23 protein-coding genes are annotated in these 25,681 nt (G+C 68.4%); 7 read left to right on the top strand and 16 right to left on the bottom strand.

Annotated features, from left to right (window positions below):
* Positions 1-9 precede the first annotated feature (9 nt).
* Positions 10-1,791 carry an aspartate--tRNA ligase gene (aspS, locus tag M8009_RS01940; protein WP_250059080.1) on the bottom strand — a complete coding sequence of 594 codons (1,782 nt, stop codon included), beginning with the start codon at positions 1,789-1,791 and terminating at the stop codon, positions 10-12.
* 65 nt (positions 1,792-1,856) lie between these two features.
* A complete protein-coding gene (locus M8009_RS01935; protein WP_250059079.1) occupies positions 1,857-2,147 on the bottom strand; it encodes an FmdB family zinc ribbon protein in 291 nt (96 codons plus the stop codon).
* 212 nt (positions 2,148-2,359) lie between these two features.
* Here M8009_RS01935 and M8009_RS01930 point away from each other — a divergent pair, with 212 nt between their 5' ends.
* Genes M8009_RS01930 through M8009_RS01920 form a run of 3 tightly spaced genes read left to right on the top strand, consistent with a single transcriptional unit; the run spans position 2,360 to position 5,180 of the window.
* Positions 2,360-3,295 (top strand): D-2-hydroxyacid dehydrogenase, encoded by a 936-nt coding sequence (locus tag M8009_RS01930; protein ID WP_250059078.1) that lies wholly within the window; start codon positions 2,360-2,362, stop codon positions 3,293-3,295.
* A 14-nt stretch (positions 3,296-3,309) separates the two neighbouring features.
* Positions 3,310-4,242, top strand: a complete 933-nt coding sequence (locus M8009_RS01925) for a ribokinase (RefSeq protein ID WP_250059077.1) — start codon at positions 3,310-3,312, stop codon at positions 4,240-4,242.
* The gene (locus M8009_RS01920) at positions 4,239-5,180 is read left to right on the top strand and encodes a nucleoside hydrolase (RefSeq protein ID WP_250059076.1); all 942 of its coding nucleotides are present in this window, start codon (positions 4,239-4,241) and stop codon (positions 5,178-5,180) included. The genes M8009_RS01925 and M8009_RS01920 overlap by 4 nt, the downstream gene beginning before the upstream one ends.
* Positions 5,181-5,237: 57 nt before the next feature.
* Here M8009_RS01920 and M8009_RS01915 read toward each other — a convergent pair whose 3' ends face one another.
* Positions 5,238-5,510, bottom strand: a complete 273-nt coding sequence (locus M8009_RS01915; RefSeq protein ID WP_250059075.1) for an acylphosphatase — start codon at positions 5,508-5,510, stop codon at positions 5,238-5,240.
* 214 nt (positions 5,511-5,724) lie between these two features.
* Between M8009_RS01915 and M8009_RS01910 the strand changes: the two genes are divergently transcribed.
* Positions 5,725-6,771: a Glu/Leu/Phe/Val family dehydrogenase gene (locus M8009_RS01910; RefSeq protein WP_250059074.1), complete on the top strand. Its 1,047-nt coding sequence runs from the start codon at positions 5,725-5,727 to the stop codon at positions 6,769-6,771.
* Between the two features lie 79 nt (positions 6,772-6,850).
* On the opposite strand, the gene M8009_RS01905 is transcribed toward M8009_RS01910, so the two are convergent.
* Complete coding sequence (locus tag M8009_RS01905; protein WP_250059073.1) at positions 6,851-7,777, bottom strand: YihY/virulence factor BrkB family protein; 927 nt, start codon at positions 7,775-7,777, stop codon at positions 6,851-6,853.
* A 142-nt stretch (positions 7,778-7,919) separates the two neighbouring features.
* Between M8009_RS01905 and M8009_RS01900 the strand changes: the two genes are divergently transcribed.
* A complete protein-coding gene (locus tag M8009_RS01900; protein ID WP_250059072.1) occupies positions 7,920-9,011 on the top strand; it encodes a bifunctional nicotinamide-nucleotide adenylyltransferase/Nudix hydroxylase in 1,092 nt (363 codons plus the stop codon).
* Between the two features lie 68 nt (positions 9,012-9,079).
* On the opposite strand, the gene M8009_RS01895 is transcribed toward M8009_RS01900, so the two are convergent.
* The 7 genes from M8009_RS01895 to M8009_RS01865 form a co-directional block, all read right to left on the bottom strand.
* The gene (locus M8009_RS01895; RefSeq protein WP_250059071.1) at positions 9,080-9,997 is read right to left on the bottom strand and encodes a LysR substrate-binding domain-containing protein; all 918 of its coding nucleotides are present in this window, start codon (positions 9,995-9,997) and stop codon (positions 9,080-9,082) included.
* A gap of 94 nt (positions 9,998-10,091) precedes the next feature.
* Positions 10,092-11,510 carry a cardiolipin synthase gene (cls, locus tag M8009_RS01890; RefSeq protein ID WP_250059070.1) on the bottom strand — a complete coding sequence of 473 codons (1,419 nt, stop codon included), beginning with the start codon at positions 11,508-11,510 and terminating at the stop codon, positions 10,092-10,094.
* Between the two features lie 117 nt (positions 11,511-11,627).
* Positions 11,628-13,133 (bottom strand): fumarate hydratase, encoded by a 1,506-nt coding sequence (locus M8009_RS01885; protein ID WP_250059069.1) that lies wholly within the window; start codon positions 13,131-13,133, stop codon positions 11,628-11,630.
* A 180-nt stretch (positions 13,134-13,313) separates the two neighbouring features.
* Positions 13,314-14,138, bottom strand: a complete 825-nt coding sequence (nei, locus tag M8009_RS01880; protein ID WP_250059068.1) for an endonuclease VIII — start codon at positions 14,136-14,138, stop codon at positions 13,314-13,316.
* Positions 14,139-14,150: 12 nt separating this feature from the next.
* Positions 14,151-16,175, bottom strand: coding sequence for an excinuclease ABC subunit UvrB (uvrB, locus tag M8009_RS01875; protein WP_250059067.1), 2,025 nt, complete (start codon positions 16,173-16,175; stop codon positions 14,151-14,153).
* 67 nt (positions 16,176-16,242) lie between these two features.
* Positions 16,243-16,668 carry an OsmC family protein gene (locus M8009_RS01870; RefSeq protein WP_250059066.1) on the bottom strand — a complete coding sequence of 142 codons (426 nt, stop codon included), beginning with the start codon at positions 16,666-16,668 and terminating at the stop codon, positions 16,243-16,245.
* Complete coding sequence (locus M8009_RS01865) at positions 16,668-16,865, bottom strand: hypothetical protein (protein WP_250059065.1); 198 nt, start codon at positions 16,863-16,865, stop codon at positions 16,668-16,670. Before M8009_RS01865 ends, M8009_RS01870 begins: the two co-directional genes overlap by 1 nt.
* 146 nt (positions 16,866-17,011) lie before the next feature.
* Between M8009_RS01865 and ygfZ the strand changes: the two genes are divergently transcribed.
* On the top strand, positions 17,012-18,049 hold the full coding sequence (gene ygfZ / locus M8009_RS01860) for a CAF17-like 4Fe-4S cluster assembly/insertion protein YgfZ (protein WP_250059064.1): 1,038 nt from the start codon (positions 17,012-17,014) through the stop codon (positions 18,047-18,049).
* 1 nt (position 18,050) lies between these two features.
* Here ygfZ and M8009_RS01855 read toward each other — a convergent pair whose 3' ends face one another.
* The 4 genes from M8009_RS01855 to dkgB all read right to left on the bottom strand — a co-directional run bounded on the left by M8009_RS01855 (position 18,051) and on the right by dkgB (position 22,262).
* Entirely contained in the window at positions 18,051-18,809 is a 759-nt protein-coding gene (locus M8009_RS01855; RefSeq protein WP_250059063.1) for a TatD family hydrolase, read from the bottom strand.
* Between the two features lie 183 nt (positions 18,810-18,992).
* Positions 18,993-20,582 carry a peptide chain release factor 3 gene (gene prfC / locus M8009_RS01850; RefSeq protein ID WP_250059062.1) on the bottom strand — a complete coding sequence of 530 codons (1,590 nt, stop codon included), beginning with the start codon at positions 20,580-20,582 and terminating at the stop codon, positions 18,993-18,995.
* A 116-nt stretch (positions 20,583-20,698) separates the two neighbouring features.
* Positions 20,699-21,307 carry a DUF6647 family protein gene (locus M8009_RS01845; protein ID WP_250059061.1) on the bottom strand — a complete coding sequence of 203 codons (609 nt, stop codon included), beginning with the start codon at positions 21,305-21,307 and terminating at the stop codon, positions 20,699-20,701.
* Between the two features lie 145 nt (positions 21,308-21,452).
* A complete protein-coding gene (dkgB, locus tag M8009_RS01840; protein ID WP_250059060.1) occupies positions 21,453-22,262 on the bottom strand; it encodes a 2,5-didehydrogluconate reductase DkgB in 810 nt (269 codons plus the stop codon).
* Positions 22,263-22,442: 180 nt separating this feature from the next.
* On the opposite strand from dkgB, the gene ftsH reads away from it, so the two are divergent.
* Positions 22,443-24,281, top strand: coding sequence for an ATP-dependent zinc metalloprotease FtsH (gene ftsH, locus M8009_RS01835; protein ID WP_250059059.1), 1,839 nt, complete (start codon positions 22,443-22,445; stop codon positions 24,279-24,281).
* 20 nt (positions 24,282-24,301) lie between these two features.
* Here the strand turns inward: ftsH and M8009_RS01830 are convergent, their stop codons facing one another.
* Positions 24,302-25,624: an erythromycin esterase family protein gene (locus M8009_RS01830; protein WP_250059058.1), complete on the bottom strand. Its 1,323-nt coding sequence runs from the start codon at positions 25,622-25,624 to the stop codon at positions 24,302-24,304.
* Positions 25,625-25,681: the final 57 nt, after the last annotated feature.

Genomic DNA, 25,681 nt, shown 5'->3' with positions numbered 1-25,681 from the left:
GGGTCGCCGTCACTCGCTGGCGGTTTCCGCCTTGGCCTTCTGGCGCAGGCGGATGTTGAGCTCCTTGAGCTGCTCGGTGCTCACCTCGCCCGGCGCCTCGGTCAGCAGGCAGGCCGCGCTCTGGGTCTTCGGGAAGGCGATCACCTCGCGGATGGTCTTCGCCCCGCTCATCAGCATCACCAGGCGGTCGAGGCCGAAGGCCAGGCCGCCATGGGGGGGCGCGCCGTATTGCAGGGCGTCGAGCAGGAAGCCGAACTTCTCGCGGGCCTCCTCCTCGCCGATGCCCAGCACCTCGAGCACGGTCTGCTGCATCGCCTGGTCGTGGATACGGATCGAGCCGCCGCCCAGCTCGGTGCCGTTGAGCACCATGTCATAGGCCCGCGAGAGCGCGGAGGCTGGCTGAGCCTTGAGGGTCTCGGCGTCGCAGGAGGGAGCGGTGAACGGATGGTGCAGGGCCTGCAGGCGGGCGCTGCCGTCCTCCTCGAACATCGGGAAGTCGACCACCCACAGCGGGGCCCAGTCGGCGGTATAGAGATCGAGGTCCTCGCCGAGGCGCACGCGCAGCGCCCCCAGGGCCTCATCGACGATGCGCGTCTTGTCGGCACCGAAGAAGATGATGTCGCCGTCCTCGGCACCGACGCGGTCCAGCAGCTGCTCGACCACGCCCTCCATGAACTTGACGATGGGCGACTGGAGCCCTTCCAGCCCCTTGGCGCGCTCGTTGACCTTGATCCAGGCCAGGCCGCGGGCGCCGTAGATGCCGACGAACTTGGTGTAGTCGTCGATCTCCTTGCGGGAGAGGCTGGCGCCACCCTTGACCTTGAGGGCGGCGACGCGACCGTCATCGGCGTTGGCGGGGCCGGAGAAGACCTTGAAGTCGACCTCCTTCATCAGGTCGTCGACGTCGGTGAGCTCCAGCGGGATGCGCAAGTCCGGCTTGTCGGAGCCGAAGCGGCTCATGGCCTCGGCATAGGGCATGCGCGGGAAGGCGGGCAGCTCGACGTCGAGCACCTCCTGGAAGAGCTGGCGGACCATCGCCTCGGTGATCGCCATGATGTCCTCCTCCTCGACGAAAGAGGCCTCGAGGTCGATCTGGGTAAACTCGGGCTGGCGGTCGGCGCGCAGGTCCTCGTCGCGGAAGCACTTGGCGATCTGGTAGTAGCGGTCGAAGCCCGACACCATCAGCAGCTGCTTGAACAGCTGCGGTGACTGCGGCAGCGCGAAGAAGCTGCCCGGATGCGTGCGGCTCGGCACCAGGTAGTCGCGGGCCCCCTCGGGGGTGGCGCGGGTCAGGATCGGGGTCTCGATGTCCAGGAAGCCCTGGCCCTCGAGGAAGGCGCGCACGCTGTGGGAAATGCGCGAGCGCAGGCGCAGCTTCTCGATCATCTCCGGGCGGCGCAGGTCGATGTAGCGGTGCTTGAGGCGCACCTCCTCGCCCACCTTGCCATGCTCGTCGAGCTGGAAGGGCGGCGTGGCGGCGGTGTTGAGGACCTCCACCTGCTTGGCCAGCACCTCGATCATGCCGGTGGGCATGTTGGGGTTCTGGGTGCCCTCGGGGCGCAGCCTGACGCGACCGACGATGCGCAGCACATACTCGCTGCGGGCGCGGTCGGCATTGGCGAAGGCCTCGGCGGTATCGGGGTCGACCACGACCTGGGCGATGCCGTCGCGATCGCGCATGTCGAGGAAGATCACGCCCCCATGGTCACGGCGGCGGTGAACCCAGCCGCACAGGGTGACCGTCTGATCCACCAGGGTCTCGTTCAGCTGGCCGCAATAATGGCTGCGCATGTCGTATCCTGTTCCGTTGCATTGTCAAAAAAGTGATCGCCCGGGCTCGAGTCAGGAGGCGGCCCTCAGGCCGCCGTTTCATCCTTCTTCTTAGCCGGCTTGTCGCCTGCCGGCGGCTTCTCGCTCGATCCGGATGACTCGCTGGATGTATCGCCGGCCAGATTCTTCTTGCTGCCGGACTTGAAATCGGTCTCGTACCAGCCGCTGCCGGCGAGTCGGAAGCCCGCCGCGGAGACCAGGCGCTGAAGCTCTGCCGCCTCGCAGGCGGGACAGTCTTTCAGCGGCTCGGCACTGATCCTCTGAAGCTTCTCCAGGCGGTGGCCGCAGGCCTTGCACTCGTATTCGTAGATGGGCATGGTTTGATCACTCCCGATGTAATGACATTACCCATGGGTCAAGCACGGCAGGGGCACCCACCGTCTCGCGCTACCGTGGTGCGATATAGGGCCGGCCCGCGGATATTCCAAGCCTGCCTCGAAAGCCGGCTATTATAGCCTGTCGCGCCGGGCAAGGCCCACCCCTGCCGCAGCCCGTTGTCCGACACGCCTGCATCGACAAGGAAAAGCGCATGAAAGCCGTCATCCTCGACGCCGCCAGCCTGGGTCCCGACATCGACCTGGCCCCGATCCGCCAGCACCTCGACAGCCTGGAGGTGCATGACCAGAGCACGCGCGACCAGGCCGCCGAACGGCTCGCCGACGCCGAGGTGGCCATCGTCAACAAGGTCGTGCTGGATGCCGGGACCCTCGAGGCCCTCCCCTCGCTCAGGCTGATCTGCGTGCTCGCTACCGGCACCAACAACATCGACATGGCCGCGGCCGACCGCCTGGGCATCACCGTGAAGAATGTCACGGCCTATGGCACGGCCAGTGTGGCCCAGCACACCCTGATGCTGATGCTGGCCCTGGCCACCCGGCTGCCCCTCTACCAGCGCGACGTGGCCGAGGGACGCTGGAACGACAGCCCCTTCTTCTGCCTGATGGATCACACGACCCTGCAGCTGGAAGGCAAGCGGCTGGTGATCGTCGGCCAGGGCGAGCTCGGCTCGAAGGTGGCGCGCCTGGCCCAGGCCTTCGGCATGCACGTCGACTTCGCCGCACGCCCCGGTAACGAGGCCCACGACAGCCGCCCCGGCCTGCGTGACCTGGCGGCCGAAGCCGATGTGATCAGCCTGCACTGTCCCCTCACCGAGGCCACCCGCCACCTGGTCGACGCCCCCCTGCTGGCCAGCCTCAAGCCCGGCGCCCTGCTGATCAATTGCGCCCGGGGCGGGATCATCGACGAGCAGGCGGCGCTCGAAGCGCTGCGCCAGGGTCGCCTAGGCGGGCTTGGCGTCGACGTGCTGCCGGAGGAGCCGCCCCGCGACGGGCACCCGCTGCTCGATGCCCTGGACGAGCCGCTGAACCTGATCGTCACGCCCCACAACGCCTGGATCACCCCCGAGGCCCGCCAACGGATCGTGGCCCTCACCGCCGACAACCTGCGCGGCTGGCAGGAAGGCTGAGCGCGGAGGCTCGCATGCTGCACAACTTCGGTTCCATCAACCTCGACCACTTCTACCGCGTCCCTCACCTGGTGCGCCCCGGCGAGACCCTGGCCAGCCGCGACTACCGGGTCGGTCTGGGGGGCAAGGGGGCCAACCAGTCGCTGGCCATGGCACGCGCCGGCGGACGGGTCCGCCACTGGGGGCGCCTGGGGCGCCAGGACGCCTGGGCCCGTGACCTCCTGGCGCGTGCCGGAGTGGAGGTGGAGGCGATCGCCCTGGTCGACGAGCCCAGCGGCCACGCCATCATCCAGGTGGACGACCGGGGCGAGAACGCCATCATCCTCTTTTCCGGCGCCAACCACGGCACAACGGAACAGGACCTCGACACGCACTTCGCCGCGGCCTCGCCCGGGGACTGGCTGCTGGCCCAGAACGAGTGCAATGCCCTGCCCCGGGTGATGGAACGCGCCGTCGAGGCTGGCCTGAACATCGCCTTCAACCCGGCGCCGATGAGCGATGCGGTGCTGGGTCTGCCGCTGGCCCACTGCCGGCTGCTGTTCGTCAATCGCGGCGAGGCGGCCTGGCTGGCCGGCCTGGACGAGGCCGCTGCGCCCGAGGCGCTGCTCGACGGCCTCGCCCGCCGCCTGCCCGGCGGCGAGACGGTGCTGACCCTGGGCGGTGACGGCGCCTGGTACCAGTGTGGCGACCAGCGCCACTTCCAGCCGGCCCTGCCGGTCACGCCGCGGGACACCACCGGCGCCGGCGACACCTTCATCGGCTACTACCTGGCCGCCCTGCAGCAGGGACGCTCGGTGACCGACTGCCTACAACGGGCCGCTACCGCTGCTGCCCTGGGCGTCCAGGTCGCCGGCGCCGCCGAGAGCATCCCCGAGGCGACGGCGGTCGAGCGCGCCCTGCGCGACGGCCTGCTCACCCCCCACCGCCACGACGAGGAGACACCGTGAACCATCCGATCATCTTCGATACCGACCCAGGCGTCGACGACGCCCAGGCCATCGCCATCGCCCTGCGCCATCCCGAGCTCGAGCTGCTGGGGCTGACCACCACCTACGGCAACGTGGACGTGGAGATCGCCACCCACAATGCCCTGCTGCTCGCCGAGCTCGCCGGGCGAGAGATTCCCGTGGCCCAGGGCGCCGCGGCACCGCTGGTCAAGGAGCGTCATCCGCCGCCCGCCCATATCCATGGCACTAACGGCCTGGGCGATATCGAGCTGCCGCCGGTCAGGGGCCAGGCCGACCCCCGCAGCGCGGCGCAGTTCATCGTCGACACCCTGAACGCCCGTCCCGGCGAGGTCACGCTGGTTTCGGTGGGTCCGGTGGGCAACCTCGCCGCGGCCCTGCAGCTCGACCCGACGATCACCGGGAAGGTCAAGCGGGTGGTGGTCATGGGTGGCTCGATCCGCGAGGGGGGTAACGTCACCCCGGTGGCCGAGGCCAACATGTTCAATGACCCGGACGCCGCCGCCCGGGTTCTCACCGCCGGATGGCCGCTGACCCTGGTGGGGCTGGACATCACCCACCGCTGCGTGCTTACCGGCGAGCACATGGCGCGCATCGAGGCCGGCCAGGGCGCACTCGGCAAGGTGCTGGCAGGCAGCTACGGCTTCTATCGGGACTTCTATCGGGAGTTCCTGGGCATCGATGGCTGCTGCCCCCACGACAGCTGTGCCCTGGCCTGGCTGCTGCGCCCGGAGCTCTTCACCACGAGCCGCGGCCACCTGACCGTGGCGACGTCCGGTGATGCCGAGGGCCAGACGATCTTCGCCCCCGAGGGGCGCGGCTTCATCGAGACGCGCTGGTCGCGCACCCCGCTGGTGGAGGTCTGCCTGGGCGTCGACGGTGAGGCCGTCAGTGACTGGATCGCCGACACCCTGGCCTGACGACCGGCAAGCACCGGTGCGGCGCGAGCGACGGGCCGCACCGGTTCCGCCCCTCGGCTAGCCGACGTGGAACTCGTCCGGCGCGTGGGTCTCGATCACCTCGAACTCCACGTGCGTGACGCGGGCCCCGTCCGGCCCTTTCCACAGCCACTCGGCGAGCCGCTTGACGGCCTCGCGTTCGCCGCACATCAGCACCTCGACCCGCCCGTCCGGCAGGTTGATCGCATGGCCGGTGATCCCGGCCCTGAGGGCCTGCTCCTGGGTCGCCCGGCGGTACCAGACCCCCTGCACCTTGCCCGTCACCAGCGCCTTCGCGCAGCACTTCTCCATGGCCATCTCCTCTGTCATCGCGATCGGTGGCGGGCTCCTTTCTACCAGCCGGGCCAGGCCGGGGGCCAGCCCTCGGGCCTTCCCGTCCCGGGGCCGATGCCCTAGTCTTGTCACTATCCCCGGACGCCAAACGGCCACAAGCCCTCCGCGGCCGAGGATCGCCCTACCCGGGCCGACACAACCACAATGATCATCCTCAAAAGGGAGTTTCACCATGCCGGTCTTCGACCACCCCGAGTTCGACCACCACCAGCAGATCGTCTTCGGCAGCGACGAGGCAAGCGGCCTGCGCGCCATCATCGCCATCCACGATACCACCCGCGGCCCGGCCCTGGGCGGCCTGCGCGTCTTTCCCTACGCCAGTGAGGCCGAGGCACTGACCGACGTGCTGCGCCTCTCCCGCGGCATGACCTACAAGTCGGCGCTGGCCGACCTGCCGCTGGGGGGCGGCAAGGCGGTGATCATCGCCGACCCGCGTCGCGACAAGACGCCCGAGCTGCTGCGCGCCATGGGCCGCCTCGTCGACGGCCTGGGCGGTGCCTACATCACCGCCGAGGACTCGGGCAGCAGCGAGGCCGACATGCGCCGCATCGCCGAGGCCACCGAGCACGTCGGCGGCCTGCCCCGCCATGGCGCAGCCTCGGGCGACCCCTCGCCGTTCACGGCCTGGGGGGTGTTCTGCGCCCTGAGAAGCGCCGTCCGCCATGGCCTGGGGCGCGACGACCTCGCCGGCGTGCGGGTGGCGGTTCAGGGGGTCGGCAACGTCGGTGCCCACCTGGCACGCCACCTCCATGCCGCCGGCGCCCGGCTGGTGCTGACCGACGTCGACGCTGCGGCCCTGGCCCATCTCGCCGAGGAGCTCGGCGCCGAGGCCGTGGCACCGGCTGCGATCGCCGATGCCGAGGTCGACGTCTTCGCGCCCTGCGCCCTGGGGGCCGCCCTCTCGGAAGCGGTGGTCGACCGCCTGAAGGCCCGGGTGGTCTGCGGTGCCGCCAACAACCAGCTGGCCACCCCGGCAATCGCCGAGCGCCTGATGGCCCGCGGCATCCTCTACACCCCGGACTACGTGGCCAACGCCGGCGGGGTGATCGAGATCGCCTGGCAGCGGCGTGATGACTACCGCCGCGAGGCCGTGATGGAGCATATCGAGGGGATCGGGGCCACCCTGGACGAGATCTTCGCCCGCGCCCACCGCGAGGGCCTGAGTCCCGCCAGCGTGGCCGACGACCTGGCCCGGGAGCGCTTCCGCCCCGACGGCTGAGGTGCCCCAGGCGTCGCGATGCCACCCCGCAGGCCGGCCATCGCCGGCCTGCGTTTCATGGCGCGCCAAGCCGCTTCGCTCACTCCTCCAGCAGCTCGTGGCGCACCAGCACCGCGGAGTTGCGCGGCACCACCGTCTTGCCCGACGCCAGCAAGTGGCACTTGGTGAAGGCGGCGCCGAACAGCAGGATCAGCGAGCTGTAGTAGACCCATAGCAGGATCATCACCACCGACCCGGCCGCGCCGTAGGTGGAGGCCGTGGCCGTGTAGGCCAGGTAGATGGCGATCGCCCAGCGGCCGATGGCGAACAGCACGGCGGTGACCACGGCGCCGACCAGCACGTCCTGCCAGCGCAGCACCACGTCCGGCAGCACCTTGAAGATGGTGGCGAAGAGCGCGGCGATCACCGCCAGCGAGACCAGGAACTCGGCACCGGTGGTCAGCAGCCCGACGAAGGGCAGCAGGTCGTCGGCCGCCTGCAGCATGGCCCGTATCACCACCCCGAGCACCAGCGATACCAGCAGGATGAAGCCGATGGCGAGCACCACGGTCAGCGACAGCAGGCGATTCTTGAGGAACTTGAGGGCGCTGTTGCTGCTGGGCCTGGCCGTCACGCCCCAGAGGGTATTGAGCGAGAACTGCATCTGGGCGAAGACGGTGGTGGCACCGACCAGCAGGGCCCCCACCCCGAGCAGGGTCGGCAGCAGGCCGGACTCTTCGATGCGTGACTGGGCCACCGCCTGCTCGATGGCGGCGGCAGCGTCGTGGCCCATGGCGCCCTGCAGCTGGGCGACGATCTGCCCTTGGGCGGCCTCCTCGCCGAGCACCACGCCGATCACCGTGACGGCGATGATCATCGTCGGCGCCAGGGAGAAGAGGGTGTAGAAGGCCAGCGAGCCGGCATAGCTGAAGGCGTTGCGCTCCAGCCACAACGTCGCGGCCCCCTGCACCACCTTCGCCCAAAACAGCCCCGCGTTCCTGAGGGTCGTCATGCTCGCCTTGATCATTCCCTTCCCCCTCGTCCCTGTCGTTTCCTTCAGGATACCCGAATGCAACCGGTGCGCCGAGGCCGCCCCCGATTGCAGCGGCCCATGGGCCTGACCATAATGGGCTCCGCCCATCCCTGCCCCTCCCTGCCAGGAGCGCCCCATGACCGCACGACCGGACGCCGACAGCCCGCCCGACTTCGATTGCCTGGTGTTCATCGGCCGCTTCCAGCCTCCCCACCTGGGGCACCTGGCGGTGATCCGCGAGGCCCTGCGCCACGCGCGCCAGGTCATCGTGCTGGTGGGTTCCGCCTGGCAGGCACGTTCGCTGCGCAACCCCTGGCGCTACGATGAGCGCCTGTACATGCTGCGAAGCGCCTTCGAGGAGGAGGAGAATGCCCGGCTCGAGGTCGTGCCGCTGCTCGATGCCCTCTACAACAACGATGTCTGGGTGCGCGACGTCCAGCGCAAGGTGCGCGACATCGCCAGACCCGACAACGCCCGGCTTCCGCGCATCGGCCTGATCGGCGCCAGTCGGGGCCAGTCCAGCTACTACCTCGCGCTCTTCCCGCAGTGGGAATCGGTCAGCGTGCCCCTGGTGGAGGGGATCTCGGCGAGCCGCATCCGCGATCGACTGTTCCGTTCCGCCTCTTCGGCGGAGGACTACCTGAGCACCCACGCCGCCCATGACCTGCCCCCCGGGGTGGTGGCGCGGATATGCGACTTCCTGACGGAGGCGCCCTACGACCAGCTGGTCGAGGAACAGCACCTGCTGGACCAGTACCGGCAGGCCTGGGCCCAGGCTCCCTACCCGCCGATCTTCGTCACCGTGAATGCCGTGGTGGTACAGTCCGGACACGTGCTGCTGGTCAGGCGCACGGCCGCGCCCGGCAAGGGGCTCTATGCCCTGCCCGGCGGCTTCATCAGCCCCCATGAGCGGCTGATGGACGCCTGCCTGAGGGAGCTTCGCGAGCGTGTCCGCCTCAAGGTCCCCGAGGCAGTGCTCAAGGGCTCGCTGCGCGGCCAGCGGCTGTTCGACGAACCCCACCGCAGCTGGCGGGGGCGCACCCTGGCCGAGGCCTTCTACTTCGCCCTGCGTCCCGAGCAGCAGCTGCCCCAGCTCAAGCCGGTACGCGGCGGTGACCATGCGCGCTGGGTCCCCCTGGCCGACCTCGACCCCGAGGGGCTGTTCGAGGACCACTTCTTCATCATCCAGGACTTCCTGGGACTGCCCGCCGACTTCGGTGGGAATTGAAACAAGCCAAGGATTTCCGTCACGAGCGACGTCAGGCCTGGCTAGCGAAGTAGGAAATCATGGGTTGTTCAGGCCTGGAGGAAATCGCGCGGCAACTTCATCATCTGTCGCCACAGCTTCTCGACCCCCGGCTTGTGCACCAGCGAGCAGCGGTAGAGACGGATCTCTAGCGGCACGTCCCACTGCTCGCCACCGGCCCGCACCAGGCGCCCCTCCTTGAGCTCCTGGCGAATGCAGAAGTCGGGGATCCAAGCCATGCCCATGCCCTGCATCACCATGCCCTTGAGCCCTTCAGCCATGGCCGTCTCGTAGACGGTTCTCAGCCGCATGCGCAAGGGGTCGTTCTTGAGCAGCATGCGCACGCTGCGCCCCAGGAAGGCGCCCTGGGTATAGGCCAGATAAGGAATCGACTCCTGGCCCTCCAGCGGGAAGCGAGGCCGGCCCTGCTCGTCGGGCAGGCAGACCGGCAGCATCTTCACCTGCCCGATGGAGAAGGAGGGAAAGACCTCGGCATCGAGCTGCATGCTGGCGTAGGGGTCGTAGTAGGCCAGCATCAGGTCACAGTTGCCCTCACGCAGCACATGGATCGCGTCGCCCACGTTCATGGCCACCAGCCGCGTGGGCAGCTCGCCCAGCCCCTGCTGTAGCCGGGAGATCCACGGGGGATAGAAGCTCAGCGCCAGGGAGTGGGCGGCGACGATATCCAGCGCCTCGTTGGCCATGGCCAGGCCGCGCAAGTGGCCGAGGCTCTCGTTGAGCTGCTCGACGATATTGCGGGCGGTGACCAGGAACAGCTGCCCTTCGGGCGTCAGGTCTACCGGGGTGGTGGAGCGATCGACCAGGGTCACGCCGACCGCCTGCTCCAGGGAGCGAATGCGCCGGCTGAAGGCCGGCTGGGTGACATGCCGCTGACGGGCCGAGGCGGAGAAGCTGCGCGTACTGGCCAGGGCGACGAAGTCTTCCAGCCACTTGGTCTCGAGGTTCACCAGGACTCCCCAGGATGTCTGCGTGCACGGCTCCCGCCGGGGAGCCTTCGAAGCCCGCTAATGTACCCCAGCGACGGTCGCGACCCAAGTCTCCTCACTGGATCGGCGAGAGCAGGTAGGCCGCCCGGGAGAGCAGCTTGCGCCACAGGGGGCGACGGGTCAGCTCATCGAGGGCCACGCGACGGCAGTCGGTGAAGTCGTGTTCGAGCATCAGTCGCACCTCGGCGGCGAACTGCCGGTCGGGCACCACGGCGGTGATCTCGAAGTTGAGGCGGAAGGAGCGGTTGTCCAGGTTGACCGTGCCGACACTGGCGGCGGCATCGTCGATCAGCATCACTTTCTGGTGCAGGAACCCCGGCTGGTAACGGTAGACCCTGACGCCGGCCCGCAGCATGTCGGGCAGGAAGGAGAAGGCGGAGAGGAAGACCAGCAGGTGGTCGGGGCGTTCGGGCATCATGATGCGCACGTCCACGCCGCGCATCGCCGCCAGGCGCAGGGCATCCTGCACCCCCTGGTCGGGCACGAAATAGGGGCTGGTGACCCAGAAGCGTTCGTGGGCACTGTGGATCGCATGCTGCACCAGCAGGCTTGCCGTCTCCTGAGGGTCCGCCGGCCCGGAGGGCACGATGACCACGTTCTGGTTGGCCTCCTCGCTCGGACGGGGCGTCCAGGTCAGCGTGATCATCTCGCCGGTGGCCCAGTGCCAGTCCTCCCAGAAGGCCTCCTGCAGCCCTAGCACGCTGGGGCCGGTGAGCTTGAGGTGGGTGTCGCGCCAGTGGCCATGGCGGGGATGCTGGCCGAGGTATTCGGTGCCGACATTGAAGCCTCCCAGCCACCCTTCCCGGCCATCGACCACCAGCACCTTGCGGTGGTTGCGGAAGTTGAGCTGGAAGCGGTGCTTGAATCCTCGGGAGGAGCGGAAGGCACTGACCTCGACGCCCGTCTCGGCGAGGTCACGCAGGAAACGGTCACCGAGTCCGCGACTGCCGATCTCGTCGTAGAGGAAGTAGATACGCACGTCCCGTTCGGCGGCCCGCTGCAGCCGATGCTTGAGCTCGATGCCCAGGGCATCGTCGCGGACGATGAAGAACTGGATGAGGATGTACTCCTCGGCCGCTTCGATCCCGGCGAAGAGGCTGTCGAAGGTCGCCTCGCCGTCGATCAGCAGCGCCGCCCGGTTGCCGCGGGTCAACGGCATCATCGCCAGCTGTTCCACGGCGCGGATGTCCGCGTCATCGCTATCGGGCAGGTAGGGGTCGAAGCGGTCGCGGTAGCGCTCCAGCAGGCGGCGCAGCACGGTATCGCGCTCGCCGCGGGCCGAGACATAGCCGTAGAAGCGCGGGCGGCCGAATATCCAGTAGGCCGGCACCGCCACGTAGGGCATGGTAATCAGCGAGATGATCCAGGCGATGGCGCCCTGGGAGGTGCGGCTGGACATCAGGGCCAGCACCGCCGAGACGAAGCCCAGCAGGTAGGTCAGGAAGATCGCCAGGCCGATCAGCCAGGAGGTCATGGTCGGATCCCCGTTCCGTGGGAGGACGGCGCCGCCGCCCGGAAAACACTCCCCTGCAGCATACCCCCAACGACGACGGCCCCACCAGATGGCGGGGCCGTCGTCGGCACGGGACGCTCAGGCGCGCTCGGCGATGATCTCCTTCCACTTGGCGGGACCGGTCTGGTGCACCGAGGTGCCCTGGCTGTCCACGGCCACGGTCACCGGCATGTCCTCCACCTCGAACTCGTAGATGGCTTCCATGCCCAGGTCCTCGAAGCCCACCACCCGGGCCTTCTTGATCGCCTGGGCGACCAGGTAGGCGGAGCCGCCCACGGCCATCAGGTAGACCGCCTGGTTGTCGCGGATCGCCTCGATGGCCGACTCGCCCCGCTCGGCCTTGCCGACCATGCCCAGCAGGCCGGTCTCCTCGAGCATGGTGCGGGTGAACTTGTCCATGCGGGTCGCCGTGGTCGGGCCGGCCGGCCCGACCACCTCGTCACGCACCGGATCCACCGGGCCCACGTAGTAGATGAAGCGCCCCTTCATGTCCACGGGCAACGGCTCGCCCTTGGCGATCATGTCGACCATGCGCTTGTGCGCGGCATCGCGACCGGTGAGCAGCTTGCCGTTTAGCAGCAGAGTGTCGCCGGGCTGCCAGGTCCGCACCTCTTCCGGGGTCACGCTGTCGAGGTCGACGCGCTTGACGTTGTCGCCGGCCTCCCGGGTGATCTCCGGCCAGTCCTCGAGCTTCGGCGCCGGCAGTGCCGCGGGGCCGGAGCCGTCGAGGGTGAAGTGGGCATGGCGGGTGGCGGCACAGTTGGGAATGATCGCCACCGGCTTGTTGGCGGCGTGGGTCGGATAGTCCCTGACCTTGATGTCGAGCACCGTGGTCAGACCGCCGAGGCCCTGGGCGCCTATGCCGCTCTTGTTCACCTTGTCGAACAGCTCCAGGCGCAGCTCCTCGGCACGATTGGCGGGGCCGCGGGCCTGGAGCTCCTGGATATCGATGGGGTCGAGCAGCGCCTCCTTGGCGATCTCCATGGCCTTCTCGGCGGTGCCGCCGATGCCGATGCCGAGCATGCCCGGCGGACACCAGCCGGCGCCCATCTTGGGCAGCTGCTCCATCACCCAGTCGACCACGCTGTCGGAGGGGTTGAGCATGGCGAACTTCGACTTCGCCTCGCTGCCGCCGCCCTTGGCCGCCACATGCACCTCGACGCTGTCGCCCGGCACCAGCTTGTGGTGGATGACCGCCGGGGTGTTGTCGCCGGTGTTCTTGCGGGCGCCGTCCGGGTCGGCCAGCACCGATGCGCGCAGCACGTTGTCGGGCAGCTGGTAGGCGCGCCGCACGCCCTCGTTGATCATGTCGTCGAGGCTCATGTCGGCCTCGAAGCGTACGTTCATGCCCACGTGCACGAAGACCGTGACGATGCCGGTGTCCTGGCAGATCGGCCGCTTGCCGAAGGCGCACATCCGCGAGTTGATCAGGATCTGGGCGATGGCGTCCTTGGCCGCCGGATTCTCCTCGCGCTCATAGGCCGCCGCCATGGCGTCGATGAAGTCCTTCGGGTGGTAGTAGGAGATGTACTGCAGGGCATCGGCGACGCTCTGGATCAGGTCGTCCTGGCGAATCACGGTCATGGGCAAGCAGCTCCTTGGCGTTGTCGGCATGCCCGCGTCGAGGCGATCCGGGGTCGCGGCGGCGGGCGTGAACGGCGGGCATTATACCCTACCCCCTCGGCTGTCGACATTGCTGTGGTCGAAGGTCTGATGTTATGGAAGCGACCTGCAAGATAGATAACGGTATAAAGTCGTAACTGCTCAGGCTGCCGGCTGGCAGCGGGGGCAGAAGTAGAGCCGCCGTGAGGTCACCATCCCCCGCACGATGGGCGTGCCGCAGGCGTGGCACGGCAGGCCCTCGCGCTCGAACACGGCGAAGCGCCAGCGTCGTCGACTGGCCCCTCGGGCACGGTCGGCCGCGGCCCAGTCGGCACGATTGGTCACCCCCGCCTGGTCGTAGGCCTGACGCGTCACCGCCAGCAGGCTGGCCGCCAGGCACCCCAGGGCGGTCTCCCCCAGCGCCACCGGCCTCGCCGCATGATGCAGCCCGGCGAAGAACAGGATCTCGGAGCGCAGATAGTTGCCGATGCCGGCGAACAGCGACTGGTCGAGCAGCAGCCCGCCCAGGCCGCGACCCCGAAAGTGCGGCGCGATAAGCCTTGCCCTGGCCTGCTCCACCGTCACGCCGTGCGTCAGCAGATCGGGGCCGAGCCGCGACAGGAAGGGGTGCTCGCCGAGTTTCCCCTCCTCCCACAGCGAGACGTCCGAAGCGCTGTAGAGGCTCGCCGCCCTGCCCTGCGCCACCAGGCGAACCCGCAGCGAACGGCCGGTGTCCGGCTCGCGGTCGGCAGCGTGCAGCTTCCAGACCCCGTAGAGCTGGTTGTGGGAGTAGAGCACGCGGCCGTCGTCGAAGCGGGTCAGCAGCGCCTTGCCCCAGCTGTCCACGGCGATGACCTCGCGCCCGATCAGCGAGGCGGCCTGTCCGGCCAGGTCGGGGAAGGCGAACCAGGCGTCGTCGAGACGCCGACCGGCGAGCTGGCGATGCACCCGGTCGGCGGCGCGACGGATCTCGGGACCCTCGGGCATGGCGGGCGCCCGTCAGGCGGAGCCCAGGAGCAGCTGGCGCTCCTTGAGCTCGTGCAGGCGGTCACGCAGTCGGGCGGCTTCCTCGAACTCGAGGTTCTGCGCCGCCTCGTGCATCCCGTCCTCGGTTCGCGAGATCTCCTTCAACAGCTCGCTCGGTGACAGCTCGGCGGGGTCGTAGAGGGCCTCGCGCTCGGCCACCTTGCGCTCGCCCTTGCGCCCCTTCTTCTTTCCGGGCGTCTGGGCGGCCTCCATGATATCGGCCACCGAGCGCGTCACCGTGGTCGGCGTGATGCCGTGGGCCGCGTTATGGGCGATCTGCTTGTCACGACGGCGCTGGGTCTCGTCCATCGCGCGGCGCATGGAGTCGGTGATCCGGTCGCCGTAGAGGATCGCCTTGCCCTGGGCGTTGCGCGCCGCCCGGCCCATGGTCTGAATCAGCGAGCGCTCGTTGCGCAGGAAGCCCTCCTTGTCGGCATCGAGGATCGCCACCAGCGACACCTCGGGAATGTCGAGCCCCTCGCGCAGCAGGTTGATCCCCACCAGGACATCGAACTTGCCCAGGCGCAGGTCGCGGATAATCTCCACCCGCTCCACGGTGTCGATATCGGAGTGCAGGTAGCGTACCCGCACATCGTGCTCATCCAGATACTCGGTGAGGTCCTCGGCCATGCGCTTGGTCAGGGTGGTCACCAGCACCCGCTCACTCACCTCGCTGCGCAGGCGAATCTCCGAGAGCAGGTCGTCCACCTGGGTGGAGGCCGGACGCACCTCGATCTCGGGGTCCAGCAGGCCGGTGGGGCGCACCACCTGCTCGACCACCTGCCCGGCATGCTCGGCCTCGTAGGGCCCCGGGGTGGCTGAGACGAAGATCGTCTGCGGACAGATGCGCTCCCACTCCTGGAAGGTCATCGGCCGGTTATCCAGCGCCGAGGGCAGCCGGAAGCCGTACTCCACGAGGGTCTCCTTGCGCGAGCGGTCGCCCTTGTACATGCCGCCCACCTGGGGAACGCTGACGTGGCTCTCGTCGATGAACAGCAGGGCATCACTGGGCAGGTAGTCGAAGAAGGTCGGCGGCGGCTCGCCCGGGTTGCGCCCGGAAAGGTAGCGCGAGTAGTTCTCGATGCCGTTGCAGTAGCCGAGCTCGAGCATCATCTCGATGTCGTAGAGGGTGCGCTGCTCCAGGCGCTGCGCCTCGACCAGCCTGTCGTGCCTGCGCAGCCAGTCCAGCCGCTCGACCAGCTCGGCCTTGATGTCGTCGATGGCACCGAGGATGGTCTCCCGGGGCGTGACATAGTGGGACTTGGGGTAGATGGTCATGCGCGGCACCCGGCCCCGCACCTCGCCGGTGAGCGGGTCGAAGAGGCTGATGGTGTCGATCTCGTCGTCGAACAGCTCGACGCGTACCGCCTCGTCCTCGGCGTCGGCCGGGAAGATGTCGATGACGTCACCGCGCACCCGATAGGTGCCGCGCTTGAAGTCCATGTCGTTGCGCGTGTACTGCAGCTCCGCCAGGCGGCGCAGGAAGTTGCGCTGGTCGATCAGCTCGCCGCGGGTGAAGTGCAGGCGCATCTTGAGGTACTGGTCGGGATCGCCGAGGCCGTAGATCGCCGACACCGAGACCACGATGATGGCGTCGCGGCGCTCCAGCAGCGCCTTGGTCGCCGAGAGCCGCATCTGCTCGATATGGTCGTTGATCGAGGCATCCTTCTCGATGAAGGTGTCCGACGAGGGCACATAGGCCTCGGGCTGGTAGTAGTCATAGTAGGAAACGAAGTACTCGACGGCGTTGTCGGGAAAGAACGCCTTGAACTCGCCGTAGAGCTGCGCCGCCAGGGTCTTGTTGGGCGCCATGACGATGGTCGGGCGCTGCAGGCGCTCCACCACGTTGGCCATGGTGAAGGTCTTGCCGGAGCCGGTCACCCCCAGCAGCGTCTGGTGCGCCAGTCCCGACTCCAGCCCGCTGACCAGCTGCCGGATGGCGGTAGGCTGGTCGCCGGCGGGCTGGAACTTGGACTGCAGGCGGAAGGGCTTGCTCATGTCGGCTCCGATGACGAGGCGGGCGCCTGCACGGCGCCCGGAGAGTGAAACGCGCTCTGACCCGGGATCAGGCCTCGGCGGTGCTGTCGACGGTGCGGGTGGTCACCTCCACCGTGGACGTGGTCATCAGCCGGTGGATCGGGCACTTGTGGCTGATCTCCTCCAGGCGGTCCCGCTGCTCGGGGTCCTCGATGCCATGGAAGGTCATCGCCACGTCCAGCCGATAGGTCCCGTGACGCTCCTGGCTGTCGTCCCGGTTGACCGTGACACTGATGCCGGTCAGCGGCCACTTCTTGCGCCGGGCGTACATCATGGAGGTGATCGCCTTGCAGGCGCCCAGCGAGAGGTCGAAGTAGTCATGGGGGTCCGGGGCGCTGCCCTCGCCGCCGTAGGCCTCGGGCACGTCGACGAAGAGGTCGTCGAAGCCGTCCAGCTCGACCCGCTGGCGATAGATATGGTTGCGCTCACTGACGACTTCAATGGTCTTCTTCATCACTTGACCTCGATACCCTGATTGAGAGATTGCACCGCCTCGATCAGCGCCTCACGCCTGGCGCGCCCCTCCACCTCGGCCCCGTGGCGACCGACCTCGACACTGTCGACGCCGTCCAGCATCATCAGCGCGGTGGTGATGCGATTGACCTGATCGGCGTTCTCGACGCCCTGAAAGCTCAGTGACTGGTGGGCCATGGGCGGCTCCTGACGCGGCATGAATGAGAGCGAAGGCCCGAGTCTAGCATGCCACCCGAGCGCCGGGCAGCGCTTGCAATGCCGCCTGCCCGCCCGCACCTTGAGGATATGACCATGCCTGACGCCGAACCACGAGGAGCCCGGAGATGATGGATTGGATCGCTGCCACCGGCGGTCGGCAGGAGGCCGCATACCGGGTGACGTTCGACACCGCTGACGCGCCGCGCCTCGCCCTGGATGCCACCGTGATAACGCCGCTTGCCCATCTCGGGGTGCTCGACGTCGAGGGTCCCGATGCCGAGAGCTTCCTGCAGGGCCAGACCAGCGCCCAGGTCTCGCTGGCCGACGGCGAGTTCGCCCCCCTGACCTGCTTCTGCACGCCCAAGGGGCGGATGCTGGCCAACGCCCAGCTGCTGCGCGTCGCCCCGACACACTACCGCCTGCTGATGCACGCCAGCCTGGTGGCCCCGTTGGCCGAGCACCTGAAGAAGTTCGCCCCCTTCTACAAGGTCGAACTACGCGAACGCGACGACCTGGCCCTGCTGGGGCTGATCGGCCACGAAGCCGCCGCCCTCGCCGAGGTACGCTTCGATCTCCTGCCGCCCCGGCCCTGGCACCAGGCCGGCGATGCGCAGCATCAGGTGCTGGCCCATCCCGGGCCGCGACCGCGCCTGTTGATCTGCCTGCCGGTCGAGCAAGTCGAGCAGGCGTGGCAGTGGCTGAAGACGCATGCCACGCCGGTCGACAACGCCGTGTGGCGGTTGCACGACATCCAGTCGGGCCTGGCCTGGCTCGAGGCCGAGCAGCGCGACACCTATCTGCCGCAGATGCTCAACTGGGAGGCGCTCGGCGGCATCAGCTTCAAGAAGGGGTGCTATACCGGTCAGGAAGTGGTTGCCCGGGCGCACTTTCGCGGCCAGGTCAAGAAGCGCCTAGTGCGCGCCCAGCTCGACGGTGGCCTGCTGCCGGAGGCTGGTAGCGCCATCGAGGACGCCGACGACCGGCGGCTCGGCGAGGTGCTCTGCGCCGAACTGGACGCCTACGGCGAGGCCGAGGTACTGGCGGTGATGAGCACCCGGGAACCCGCCCTGCCGCTGCGCTGCGCCGGCCAGAAGCTCAAGCCGCTCAAGCTGCCCTACCCCGTCGAGCGACTGGACCCGGAGAGCCTTGCGGCCAGGGAATAGCCTACCCGCCGAACAGGCGGGTGGCCGTGGTAGTGCTTGCCTCGGCCACCCGCTCCACCGCCTGACCTCGCAGCGCTGCCACCACCCGGCAGACCTCGGCGACCCGAGCCGGCTCGTTGCGCTCGCCCCGGTGGCCGGCCAGCGGCATGTCGGGGCTGTCGGTCTCCAGCACATAGCCGTCATCGGGCAGGCTCTTCACCGCCCGCTGCAGGCGTTTCGCCCGTTCATGGGTGGCGGCGCCACCCAGGCCGACGACGAAGCCGAGATCGAGGAACTTCCGGGCCTGCTCGGGGGAGCCGGCGAAGGCATGGATCAGCCCGCCAGCGGGGAGCGCCAGCTGGCGAAGGCGCTTGGCCAGCTGGTCGTTGGCGCGCACGCAGTGGATCACCACCGGCAGTTCGCGCTCCTTGGCCAGCCTGAGCTGGGCATCGAAGAGCGACCACTGGGCACCGAGGGTCTCGGCGAAGCGTGCATCGATGCCGCACTCGCCTACCGCCACCACGTCAGGATGCGCGTCCAGCGCGCGCGCCAGGGCCTCAGTGTCCGCGTCGCGATGCGTCTCCATGAAGTAGGGATGCAGCCCCAGGCAGACGCTGACGTCGTCGCGCTCGCCCAGCGCCAGCACAGTGGGCCAGCGCTCTCGTGTCGTTCCCGGCACGACGAAACGGACGACGCCCGCCACCCTGGCCCGTTCGATCACCGCCTCGCGGTCGGCATCGAAGTCGGGGAAGTCCAGATGGCAGTGGGCATCGATCAGCATCGATAGCTACTCCGCTGGCAGGCTTCGAGTCGCGGCTTTCCCGGCGACAGCCCCCGGGGTGCCGGACCATCGCGGAGGCGCTGTGAATCCCTCCCTGGACGCTACCGATGCCATCCCTGGCATAGGACCTCCGCTTCGGGCTATCCCCGGCGCCGCTCGGCCGGGTGCCATTCTGCTTGGTGATCAGTGCTCGCGGGTGGGCTGGAAGCGGATCTCCGGCCAGCGCTCCTGGGTCATCTGCAGGTTGACCCGGGTCGGCGCTATGTAGGTCAGGTAGCCACCGCCGTCGATCGCCAGGTTGGTGCTCGCCTTGCGCTTGAACTCCTCGAGCTTCCTGGCATCCTCGCAGTAGATCCAGCGGGCGGTGTTGACGTTCACCCCCTCGTAGACTGCCTCCACCTTGTACTCCTCCTTGAGGCGGTGGGCCACCACGTCGAACTGCAGGGTACCCACGGCACCGAGGATAAGATCGTTGTTGTCCAGCGGCATGAACACCTGGGTGGCGCCCTCCTCGGAGAGCTGCTGAAGGCCCTTCTGCAGCGCCTTCATCTTCAGCGGGTCCTTGAGGCGCACCCGCTTGAACAGCTCCGGGGCGAAGTGCGGGATGCCGGTGAAGCGCATGTCCTCACCCTGGGTGAAGGTGTCGCCGATCTGGATGGTGCCGTGGTTGTGCAGGCCGATGATGTCGCCGGGCCAGGCCTCCTCCACCTGGGAGCGATCCGACGCCATGAAGGTCAGGGCATCGGCGATCTTGACGTCCTTGCCGATGCGCACGTGGCGCATCTTCATGTTCTTCTCGTACTTGCCCGAGCAGACCCGCAGGAAGGCGATGCGGTCGCGGTGGTTGGGGTCCATGTTGGCCTGGATCTTGAAGACGAAACCGGTGAGGCGCTCGTCATCCGGCTCGACGGTGCGGGTGTCGGTCTCGCGCGGCTGGGGCGGGGGCGCATACTCGACGAAGCCGTCGAGCATCTCGCGCACCCCGAAGTTGCCCATGGCGGTCCCGAAGTAGACCGGTGACAGCTCGCCCCGCAGGTAGGCGTCGTGGTCGAATTCGTGGGAGGCGCCCCGCACCAGTTCAACCTCCATGCGCAGCTCCTCGGCCTGCTCCTCGCCGAGCACCGCATCTACCTCGGGATTGTCGAGCCCCTCGATGCGCCGGTCATCGGGGATCCGGCTGCCCTGCCCCTGGGTATAGAGGTGGATCACGTCGTTGTAGAGATGGTAGACGCCCTTGAAGTGACGGCCCATGCCGATCGGCCAGGTCATGGGGGCACACTGGATGTCGAGCACCTCCTCGACCTCGTCCATCACCTCGACGGGGTCGCGGACGTCGCGGTCCATCTTGTTGATGAAGGTGAGGATCGGCGTGGTGCGCAGGCGACACACCTCCATCAGCTTGATGGTCCGCGCCTCGACACCCTTGGCGCCGTCGATCACCATCAGCGCCGAGTCCACCGCGGTCAGGGTGCGGTAGGTATCCTCAGAGAAGTCCTCGTGGCCGGGGGTGTCGAGCAGGTTGACGATGCGCCCGCCATAGGGGAACTGCATCACCGAGGTGGTCACCGAGATACCGCGTTCCTGCTCCATCTTCATCCAGTCGGAGGTGGCATGGCGGTCGTTGCGCTTGCTCTTCACCGAGCCGGCCATCTGGATGGCATTGCCGAACAGCAGCATCTTCTCGGTGATGGTGGTCTTGCCGGCGTCGGGGTGCGAGATGATCGCGAAGGTACGTCGAAGCCCGACTTCACGGGCCAGGGTGGGGTTTGACATCAATGCGGTGCCTGGTCAGGACTCGAATGGGATCTCGAAAGGTCGACATGATACCGCGTCAGCCCGTGGCTCTGCATCCCGTTCAGCCCGTGGACACGGCCTCAGCACTCGCCCCCCTATCTGGGGCAACGTTCGATGATGAGCAGGGTCTTTTCATCGATACCCAGCGTCACCAGGGGATCCTGGACCCCTGCTTCGGCGAGCCAGCGCAGTTGCAGCCGGTAGGCTTCCCCCTCGAGGAGGCCCCGGCTCCGGACGCCGGTATCTTCCCGATTGTGGACCTGGAAATGGTGGACCAGCTCGTGAAGCAGATAGCTCCGGTCGACCAGATCGTCACTATCGAAATCGATATCAAGGTAGAGGATGCCCTCGGCAGGATCATAGGCCCCCTTGAGCAGGGTGGCCAGTGGCTCGGGGAAATCGGGAAAGCATCGCTGCTGAAGCCGTGACTGGCTCTCGAACAGGATCCCGGGTATCGGTGGTTCGCGGTAGGCCGTTCGCGCGGCGAGCCAGCCACTCAACTCCCTGACCAGGGGCTCGAGGGAAGGGGGCGGCCTGGCATCGGGGAGAGCGGGTGCCGCCGGCGCAGGGAGGGGAACGGCCAGCAGCAGCATGGCGCAAAGCAGCCGGCTCGCACGCCGGCATCGCCACGAGGAAGGTATCCAGCGCTCGAGCCCGGGTCGCCGGCGCGGTGCCAGAGCAACCGCCGTGAATGAACGCGACATACCCACCCTCTTCGGCCTGAACGACAGAAAGCCTGCCGGGACATTCCTGCAGTCTAGCCGCCTGCTGGCCCCCCCCGCCCAGCGAACGCCTACGGCGATGATCTCCCCGGCATTTGCCAGGCTACCAGCGGACGGTGGGCGGGGCTCAGTCCCATGCCGGGGCGAAGTCCGGGTCGGCGATGCGCTCGTCGCGTTCCAGGCCTGCGATGGCCTCGAGCTCACCGTCACTGAGCTCGAGGTCGAGGGCCGCCAGGTTGCCCGCCAAGTGATCCCGCTTCGTGGAGGACGGGATGGTCACCACCCCGCGGGCCCGGGTCCAGGCCAGGGCCACCTGGGCCGGCGTCGCGCCATGGGTCTCGGCGATACGCTTCAGGGTCGCATCCTCCAGCACCCTGCCCACGGCCAGCGGCATGTAGCCGGTCACGGTCAGGCCGCGCGCCTGGCAGTGCTCGACCACCGCACGGTTCTGCAGGAAGGGGTGGACCTCGACCTGGTTGGTCAGCAGCGCCTCCGGGCCGAGGATCTCCAGGGCTCGGTCGAGCTGGGCGTTGGTGAAGTTGGAGACGCCGATGTGGCGGGCCTGGCCGGCCTGCTGCACCTCGCGCAGGGCCGTCAGGTAGTCGGCCATGGGCACGGCGTCGTCCGGCGAGGGCCAGTGGATCAGCAGCAGGTCGACGTAATCGGTGCCGAGCTTCTCCAGGCTCTCCCGGACGCTGGCCTTGAGGGACGCGGGCGCGAGGCGGTCGTGCCACACCTTGGTGGTGAGGAAGAGATCCTCCCGGGGCACCTCGCTCTCGGCGAGGGCGGCACCCACGTCCTGCTCGTTGTCGTACATCTGGGCGGTGTCGATGTGGCGGAACCCCAGCGCCAGCGCTTCGTGGATCACCCGCTTGAGGGTGTCGCCCTTGAGGCGGAAGGTACCGAGGCCGGGATTGGGCAGTGTCGAGGTGCTCATGGGATCTCCTTCGCGTGCCATGTTGTCATTGCGTCTTCCCCTTAAGTGCTGCGGTCGATGCCCGACTTCAAGGGCCGGCATGTTCCGGGACCACCCCGCCTGCCGGGCGTGACCTACACTGAAGGCCATCATCGGGGCATCACGGTGCCCTCCGCCACGGCCATGGGACGAGGAGCCGGCATGGAACCCAATCACCGCTTCAACGTGATCTACGCGATCATCGCCGTGATGCTCTTCCTGACCTTCCAGAACGTATACCAGAACTGGCAGACCACCGAACCCATCCCCTACTCGGAATTCACCCGGCTGCTGGAGGAGGGTCGGATCGCCGAGGTGCAGGTCGGCGACGACCGAATCACCGGCACCTTCACCGCCCCTCAGCCCGACGGCCGCACCGCCTTCACCACCAATCGCGTCGCGCCTGACCTGGCCGACCAGCTGGCGCAGCATGACGTCACCTTCAACGGCAGGCCGAAGAGCCCCTTCCTGACCGTCCTGCTCTCCTGGTTCCTGCCGCTGGTGCTGTTGTTCGCGATCTGGTCGTTGCTGATCCGCCGGATGACCGGTGGCGGCGGGATCGGCGGGATGATGTCCATCGGCAAGTCCAAGGCCAAGGTCTACGTGGAGACTTCCACCAAGGTGACCTTCGAGGATGTCGCCGGGGTCGACGAGGCCAAGAGCGAGCTCCAGGAGGTGGTGGCCTTCCTGCGCGACCCCGAGCGCTACGGCCGGCTGGGTGCCCATATCCCCAAGGGCATCCTGCTGGTCGGCCCACCGGGTACCGGCAAGACGCTGCTGGCGCGGGCCGTGGCGGGGGAAGCCGGGGTGCCCTTCTTCTCCATTTCCGGCTCGGAGTTCGTCGAGATGTTCGTCGGAGTCGGGGCCGCGCGGGTCCGCGACCTCTTCGAGCAGGCCGGCAAGGCCAAGCCGTGCATCATCTTCATCGACGAGCTCGATGCCCTGGGCCGCGCCCGGGGACCGAGCGTGATGAGCGGCCAGGACGAGAAGGAGCAGACCCTCAACCAGCTGCTCGCCGAGCTCGACGGCTTCGACCCCTCCACGGGCATCGTGCTGCTGGCCGCCACCAACCGGCCGGAGATCCTCGACCCGGCCCTGCTGCGTGCCGGCCGCTTCGACCGCCAGGTGCTGGTCGACCGCCCCGAACGCAAGGGACGCCTGCAGATCCTCGAGGTGCACATCGGCCGGATCCGCTCGCTGGCCGCCGACGTGGACCTTGACCATATCGCCTCGCTGACCCCCGGCTTCACCGGGGCCGACCTCGCCAATCTGGTCAACGAGGCCGCCCTGCTCGCCACCCGCCGGGACAGCGAGGAGGTGGCCATGGAGGACTTCACCAACGCCATCGAGCGCATCGTCGCGGGCCTCGAGAAGAAGAGCCGCCTGCTCAACGACCACGAACGCACCGTCGTCGCCCACCACGAGATGGGTCACGCCCTGGTGGCCGCCTCCCTGCCGGGCATGGACCCTGTGCACAAGGTCTCGATCATCCCCCGCGGCGTCGGCGCACTGGGCTACACCATCCAGCGGCCCACCGAGGACCGCTTCCTGCAGACCGTCAGCGACCTGAAATACCGCATGGCCGTGCTGATGGGCGGCCGCGCCGCCGAACGGCTAATCTTCGACGAGATCTCCACCGGCGCCGCCGACGACCTGGCCAAGGTCACCGAGATCGCCCGTGACATGGCGACCCGCTTCGGCATGGCGGACGAGGCCGGCCAGGTGGTCTACGAGAAGGACCGCCAGGCCTTTCTGGGTGACGTCTACGGCACCAGCCAGCGACATGACTACGCCGAGGCCACCGCGCGGGAGATCGACCTCGCCGTGCGCCAGCTGGTCGACGAGGCCTACACCCTCGCCCGGGAGACCCTGGCCGCCCGTCGCCAGGACCTCGAGGCTGGCGCCGCCCTGCTGCTCGAGCGGGAGACGCTGACCGCCGACGAGTTCCCGGCGATGAAGCCGTCGCTGCCCGCCGGCTCTCCCTCCGAAGAACACCCTTGACGCCCCCCGCGCCAAGCGCCTCAGACGCCGAAGGGGTAGGTATCAGGGATGGCCTCGCGCTGCCAGCCGGGTCCCGGCTCCAGCGGCTCGACGGCGGTGGTCTCGTCCAGGTGGTAGAGCGCATCGAACTGCTCGGCCAGGCAGGTGAGGAAATAGTGGCTGGCACGCTCGGTCTCCGGGCGATAGATCACCCCGATCGCCCGCTCCAGAAGGCTGGCCGAGAGGGGCTCGGCCCGCGCCGGCGAAAGGGGCAGGAAGAAGCGGTCGAGCCCACTGTGGTGGAAGAGCCGCTCGACGCTGCCCTCTAGCGAGGGGCGTACCCAACGGTGCTCGGCGGGCCCGTCCCAGTCGCGGGCGGCCGTGACATGGCCGGTATGGGTGGTGAAGCCCACCAGCATCACCTGCTCGTCCCCGAACCGTCGGCGCGCCAGCTGGCCGACGTTGTGCTGCCCTTGGCGCCAGCCCATCTCGGTGGCCCGAGCGTCGCCCAGGTGGGAGTTGTGGGCCCACACCACCACCTTGCCACGTCCCCCCTGTCGGCGCAGGTGGTCATGCAGCTCGGCGAGGGTCTCGGTCATGTGGTCGTCGCGCAGGTTCCAGGTATCCACCCGGGCGCCGAACATGGCCCGGTAGTAGGCCTCGGCATTGACCACCACCCGGGCGTTCTGCTCGGCGAAGAACTGCTCGTCGACGGCCCGGCGCCCATCCGCCTCCAGGTAGGCGGCGGCACGCTCCATCAGCCGGACCTGCAGGCCCACGGAAGCCCGCTCGCAGGAGGGGCTCAGGCCGAAAGCCACGTTGCGCCCGTAGTGGAAGGGATCGCCGCGATGGTCGAGACAGGCATAGCCGCGGCGGGCCACCTCGGCCTGCTCGGGGTCAACGCCTGCCAGGTAGTCGATCACCGCCTCGGCCGAGCGGTGCAGGCTGTAGAGGTCCATCCCGTAAAAGCCGGCCTTCTGCGCCAACGGCTGGCGGGCGTTGTGCCGACGCAGCCAGGCGATGAAGTCGCGCACCTCATGGTTGCACCACATCCAGTGGGGGAAACGCTGGAAGTCCGCGAAGGCCTCGTCCAGGGAGTCCTCGCCCGCGCCACGCACGTGGCGGTCGAGACGCAGGGCATCGGGCCAGTCGGCCTCCACCAGCACCGCCTCGAAGCCCTTCTCCTCGATCAGCCGACGGCTGATCTCCGCGCGCAGGCGATAGAACTCGGCCGTGCCGTGGGAGGCCTCGCCGAGCAGCACGAAGGGGCGCTCGCCGACCCGCTCCAGCAGGGCGTCATGGTCGCTGGCGCGGCCGTCCAGTCGCTGGGCGAGCTCACGGACACAGGCAAGGGGGGTCGTCATGACAGCCACCTCCAGGTGAACGCATCGGGGCCTACCCTCGAAGTCTAGCCCCGGCGG

Source organism: Halomonas gemina, from assembly GCF_023554995.1.
In the GTDB taxonomy this organism is placed as follows: domain Bacteria; phylum Pseudomonadota; class Gammaproteobacteria; order Pseudomonadales; family Halomonadaceae; genus Halomonas; species Halomonas gemina.
The sequence above is the reverse complement of the archived record's forward strand: the minus strand, read 5'-3'. Positions and strand labels throughout refer to the sequence as shown.

What these genes read in the sequence shown, in the direction of transcription:
- cls (WP_250059070.1), bottom strand. Translation starts at nt 11,510, where the DNA reads ATGACCTCCTGGCTGATCGGCCTGGCGATCTTCCTGACCTACCTGCTG.
- M8009_RS01925 (WP_250059077.1), top strand. Translation starts at nt 3,310, where the DNA reads ATGCTGCACAACTTCGGTTCCATCAACCTCGACCACTTCTACCGCGTC.
- nei (WP_250059068.1), bottom strand. Translation starts at nt 14,138, where the DNA reads ATGCCCGAGGGTCCCGAGATCCGTCGCGCCGCCGACCGGGTGCATCGC.
- prfC (WP_250059062.1), bottom strand. Translation starts at nt 20,582, where the DNA reads ATGTCAAACCCCACCCTGGCCCGTGAAGTCGGGCTTCGACGTACCTTC.
- M8009_RS01930 (WP_250059078.1), top strand. Translation starts at nt 2,360, where the DNA reads ATGAAAGCCGTCATCCTCGACGCCGCCAGCCTGGGTCCCGACATCGAC.
- aspS (WP_250059080.1), bottom strand. Translation starts at nt 1,791, where the DNA reads ATGCGCAGCCATTATTGCGGCCAGCTGAACGAGACCCTGGTGGATCAG.
- M8009_RS01900 (WP_250059072.1), top strand. Translation starts at nt 7,920, where the DNA reads ATGACCGCACGACCGGACGCCGACAGCCCGCCCGACTTCGATTGCCTG.
- M8009_RS01865 (WP_250059065.1), bottom strand. Translation starts at nt 16,865, where the DNA reads ATGGCCCACCAGTCACTGAGCTTTCAGGGCGTCGAGAACGCCGATCAG.
- dkgB (WP_250059060.1), bottom strand. Translation starts at nt 22,262, where the DNA reads ATGAGCACCTCGACACTGCCCAATCCCGGCCTCGGTACCTTCCGCCTC.
- ygfZ (WP_250059064.1), top strand. Translation starts at nt 17,012, where the DNA reads ATGATGGATTGGATCGCTGCCACCGGCGGTCGGCAGGAGGCCGCATAC.
- M8009_RS01855 (WP_250059063.1), bottom strand. Translation starts at nt 18,809, where the DNA reads ATGCTGATCGATGCCCACTGCCATCTGGACTTCCCCGACTTCGATGCC.
- M8009_RS01915 (WP_250059075.1), bottom strand. Translation starts at nt 5,510, where the DNA reads ATGGAGAAGTGCTGCGCGAAGGCGCTGGTGACGGGCAAGGTGCAGGGG.
- M8009_RS01935 (WP_250059079.1), bottom strand. Translation starts at nt 2,147, where the DNA reads ATGCCCATCTACGAATACGAGTGCAAGGCCTGCGGCCACCGCCTGGAG.
- M8009_RS01905 (WP_250059073.1), bottom strand. Translation starts at nt 7,777, where the DNA reads ATGATCAAGGCGAGCATGACGACCCTCAGGAACGCGGGGCTGTTTTGG.
- M8009_RS01845 (WP_250059061.1), bottom strand. Translation starts at nt 21,307, where the DNA reads ATGTCGCGTTCATTCACGGCGGTTGCTCTGGCACCGCGCCGGCGACCC.
- uvrB (WP_250059067.1), bottom strand. Translation starts at nt 16,175, where the DNA reads ATGAGCAAGCCCTTCCGCCTGCAGTCCAAGTTCCAGCCCGCCGGCGAC.
- M8009_RS01830 (WP_250059058.1), bottom strand. Translation starts at nt 25,624, where the DNA reads ATGACGACCCCCCTTGCCTGTGTCCGTGAGCTCGCCCAGCGACTGGAC.
- ftsH (WP_250059059.1), top strand. Translation starts at nt 22,443, where the DNA reads ATGGAACCCAATCACCGCTTCAACGTGATCTACGCGATCATCGCCGTG.
- M8009_RS01870 (WP_250059066.1), bottom strand. Translation starts at nt 16,668, where the DNA reads ATGAAGAAGACCATTGAAGTCGTCAGTGAGCGCAACCATATCTATCGC.
- M8009_RS01910 (WP_250059074.1), top strand. Translation starts at nt 5,725, where the DNA reads ATGCCGGTCTTCGACCACCCCGAGTTCGACCACCACCAGCAGATCGTC.
- M8009_RS01885 (WP_250059069.1), bottom strand. Translation starts at nt 13,133, where the DNA reads ATGACCGTGATTCGCCAGGACGACCTGATCCAGAGCGTCGCCGATGCC.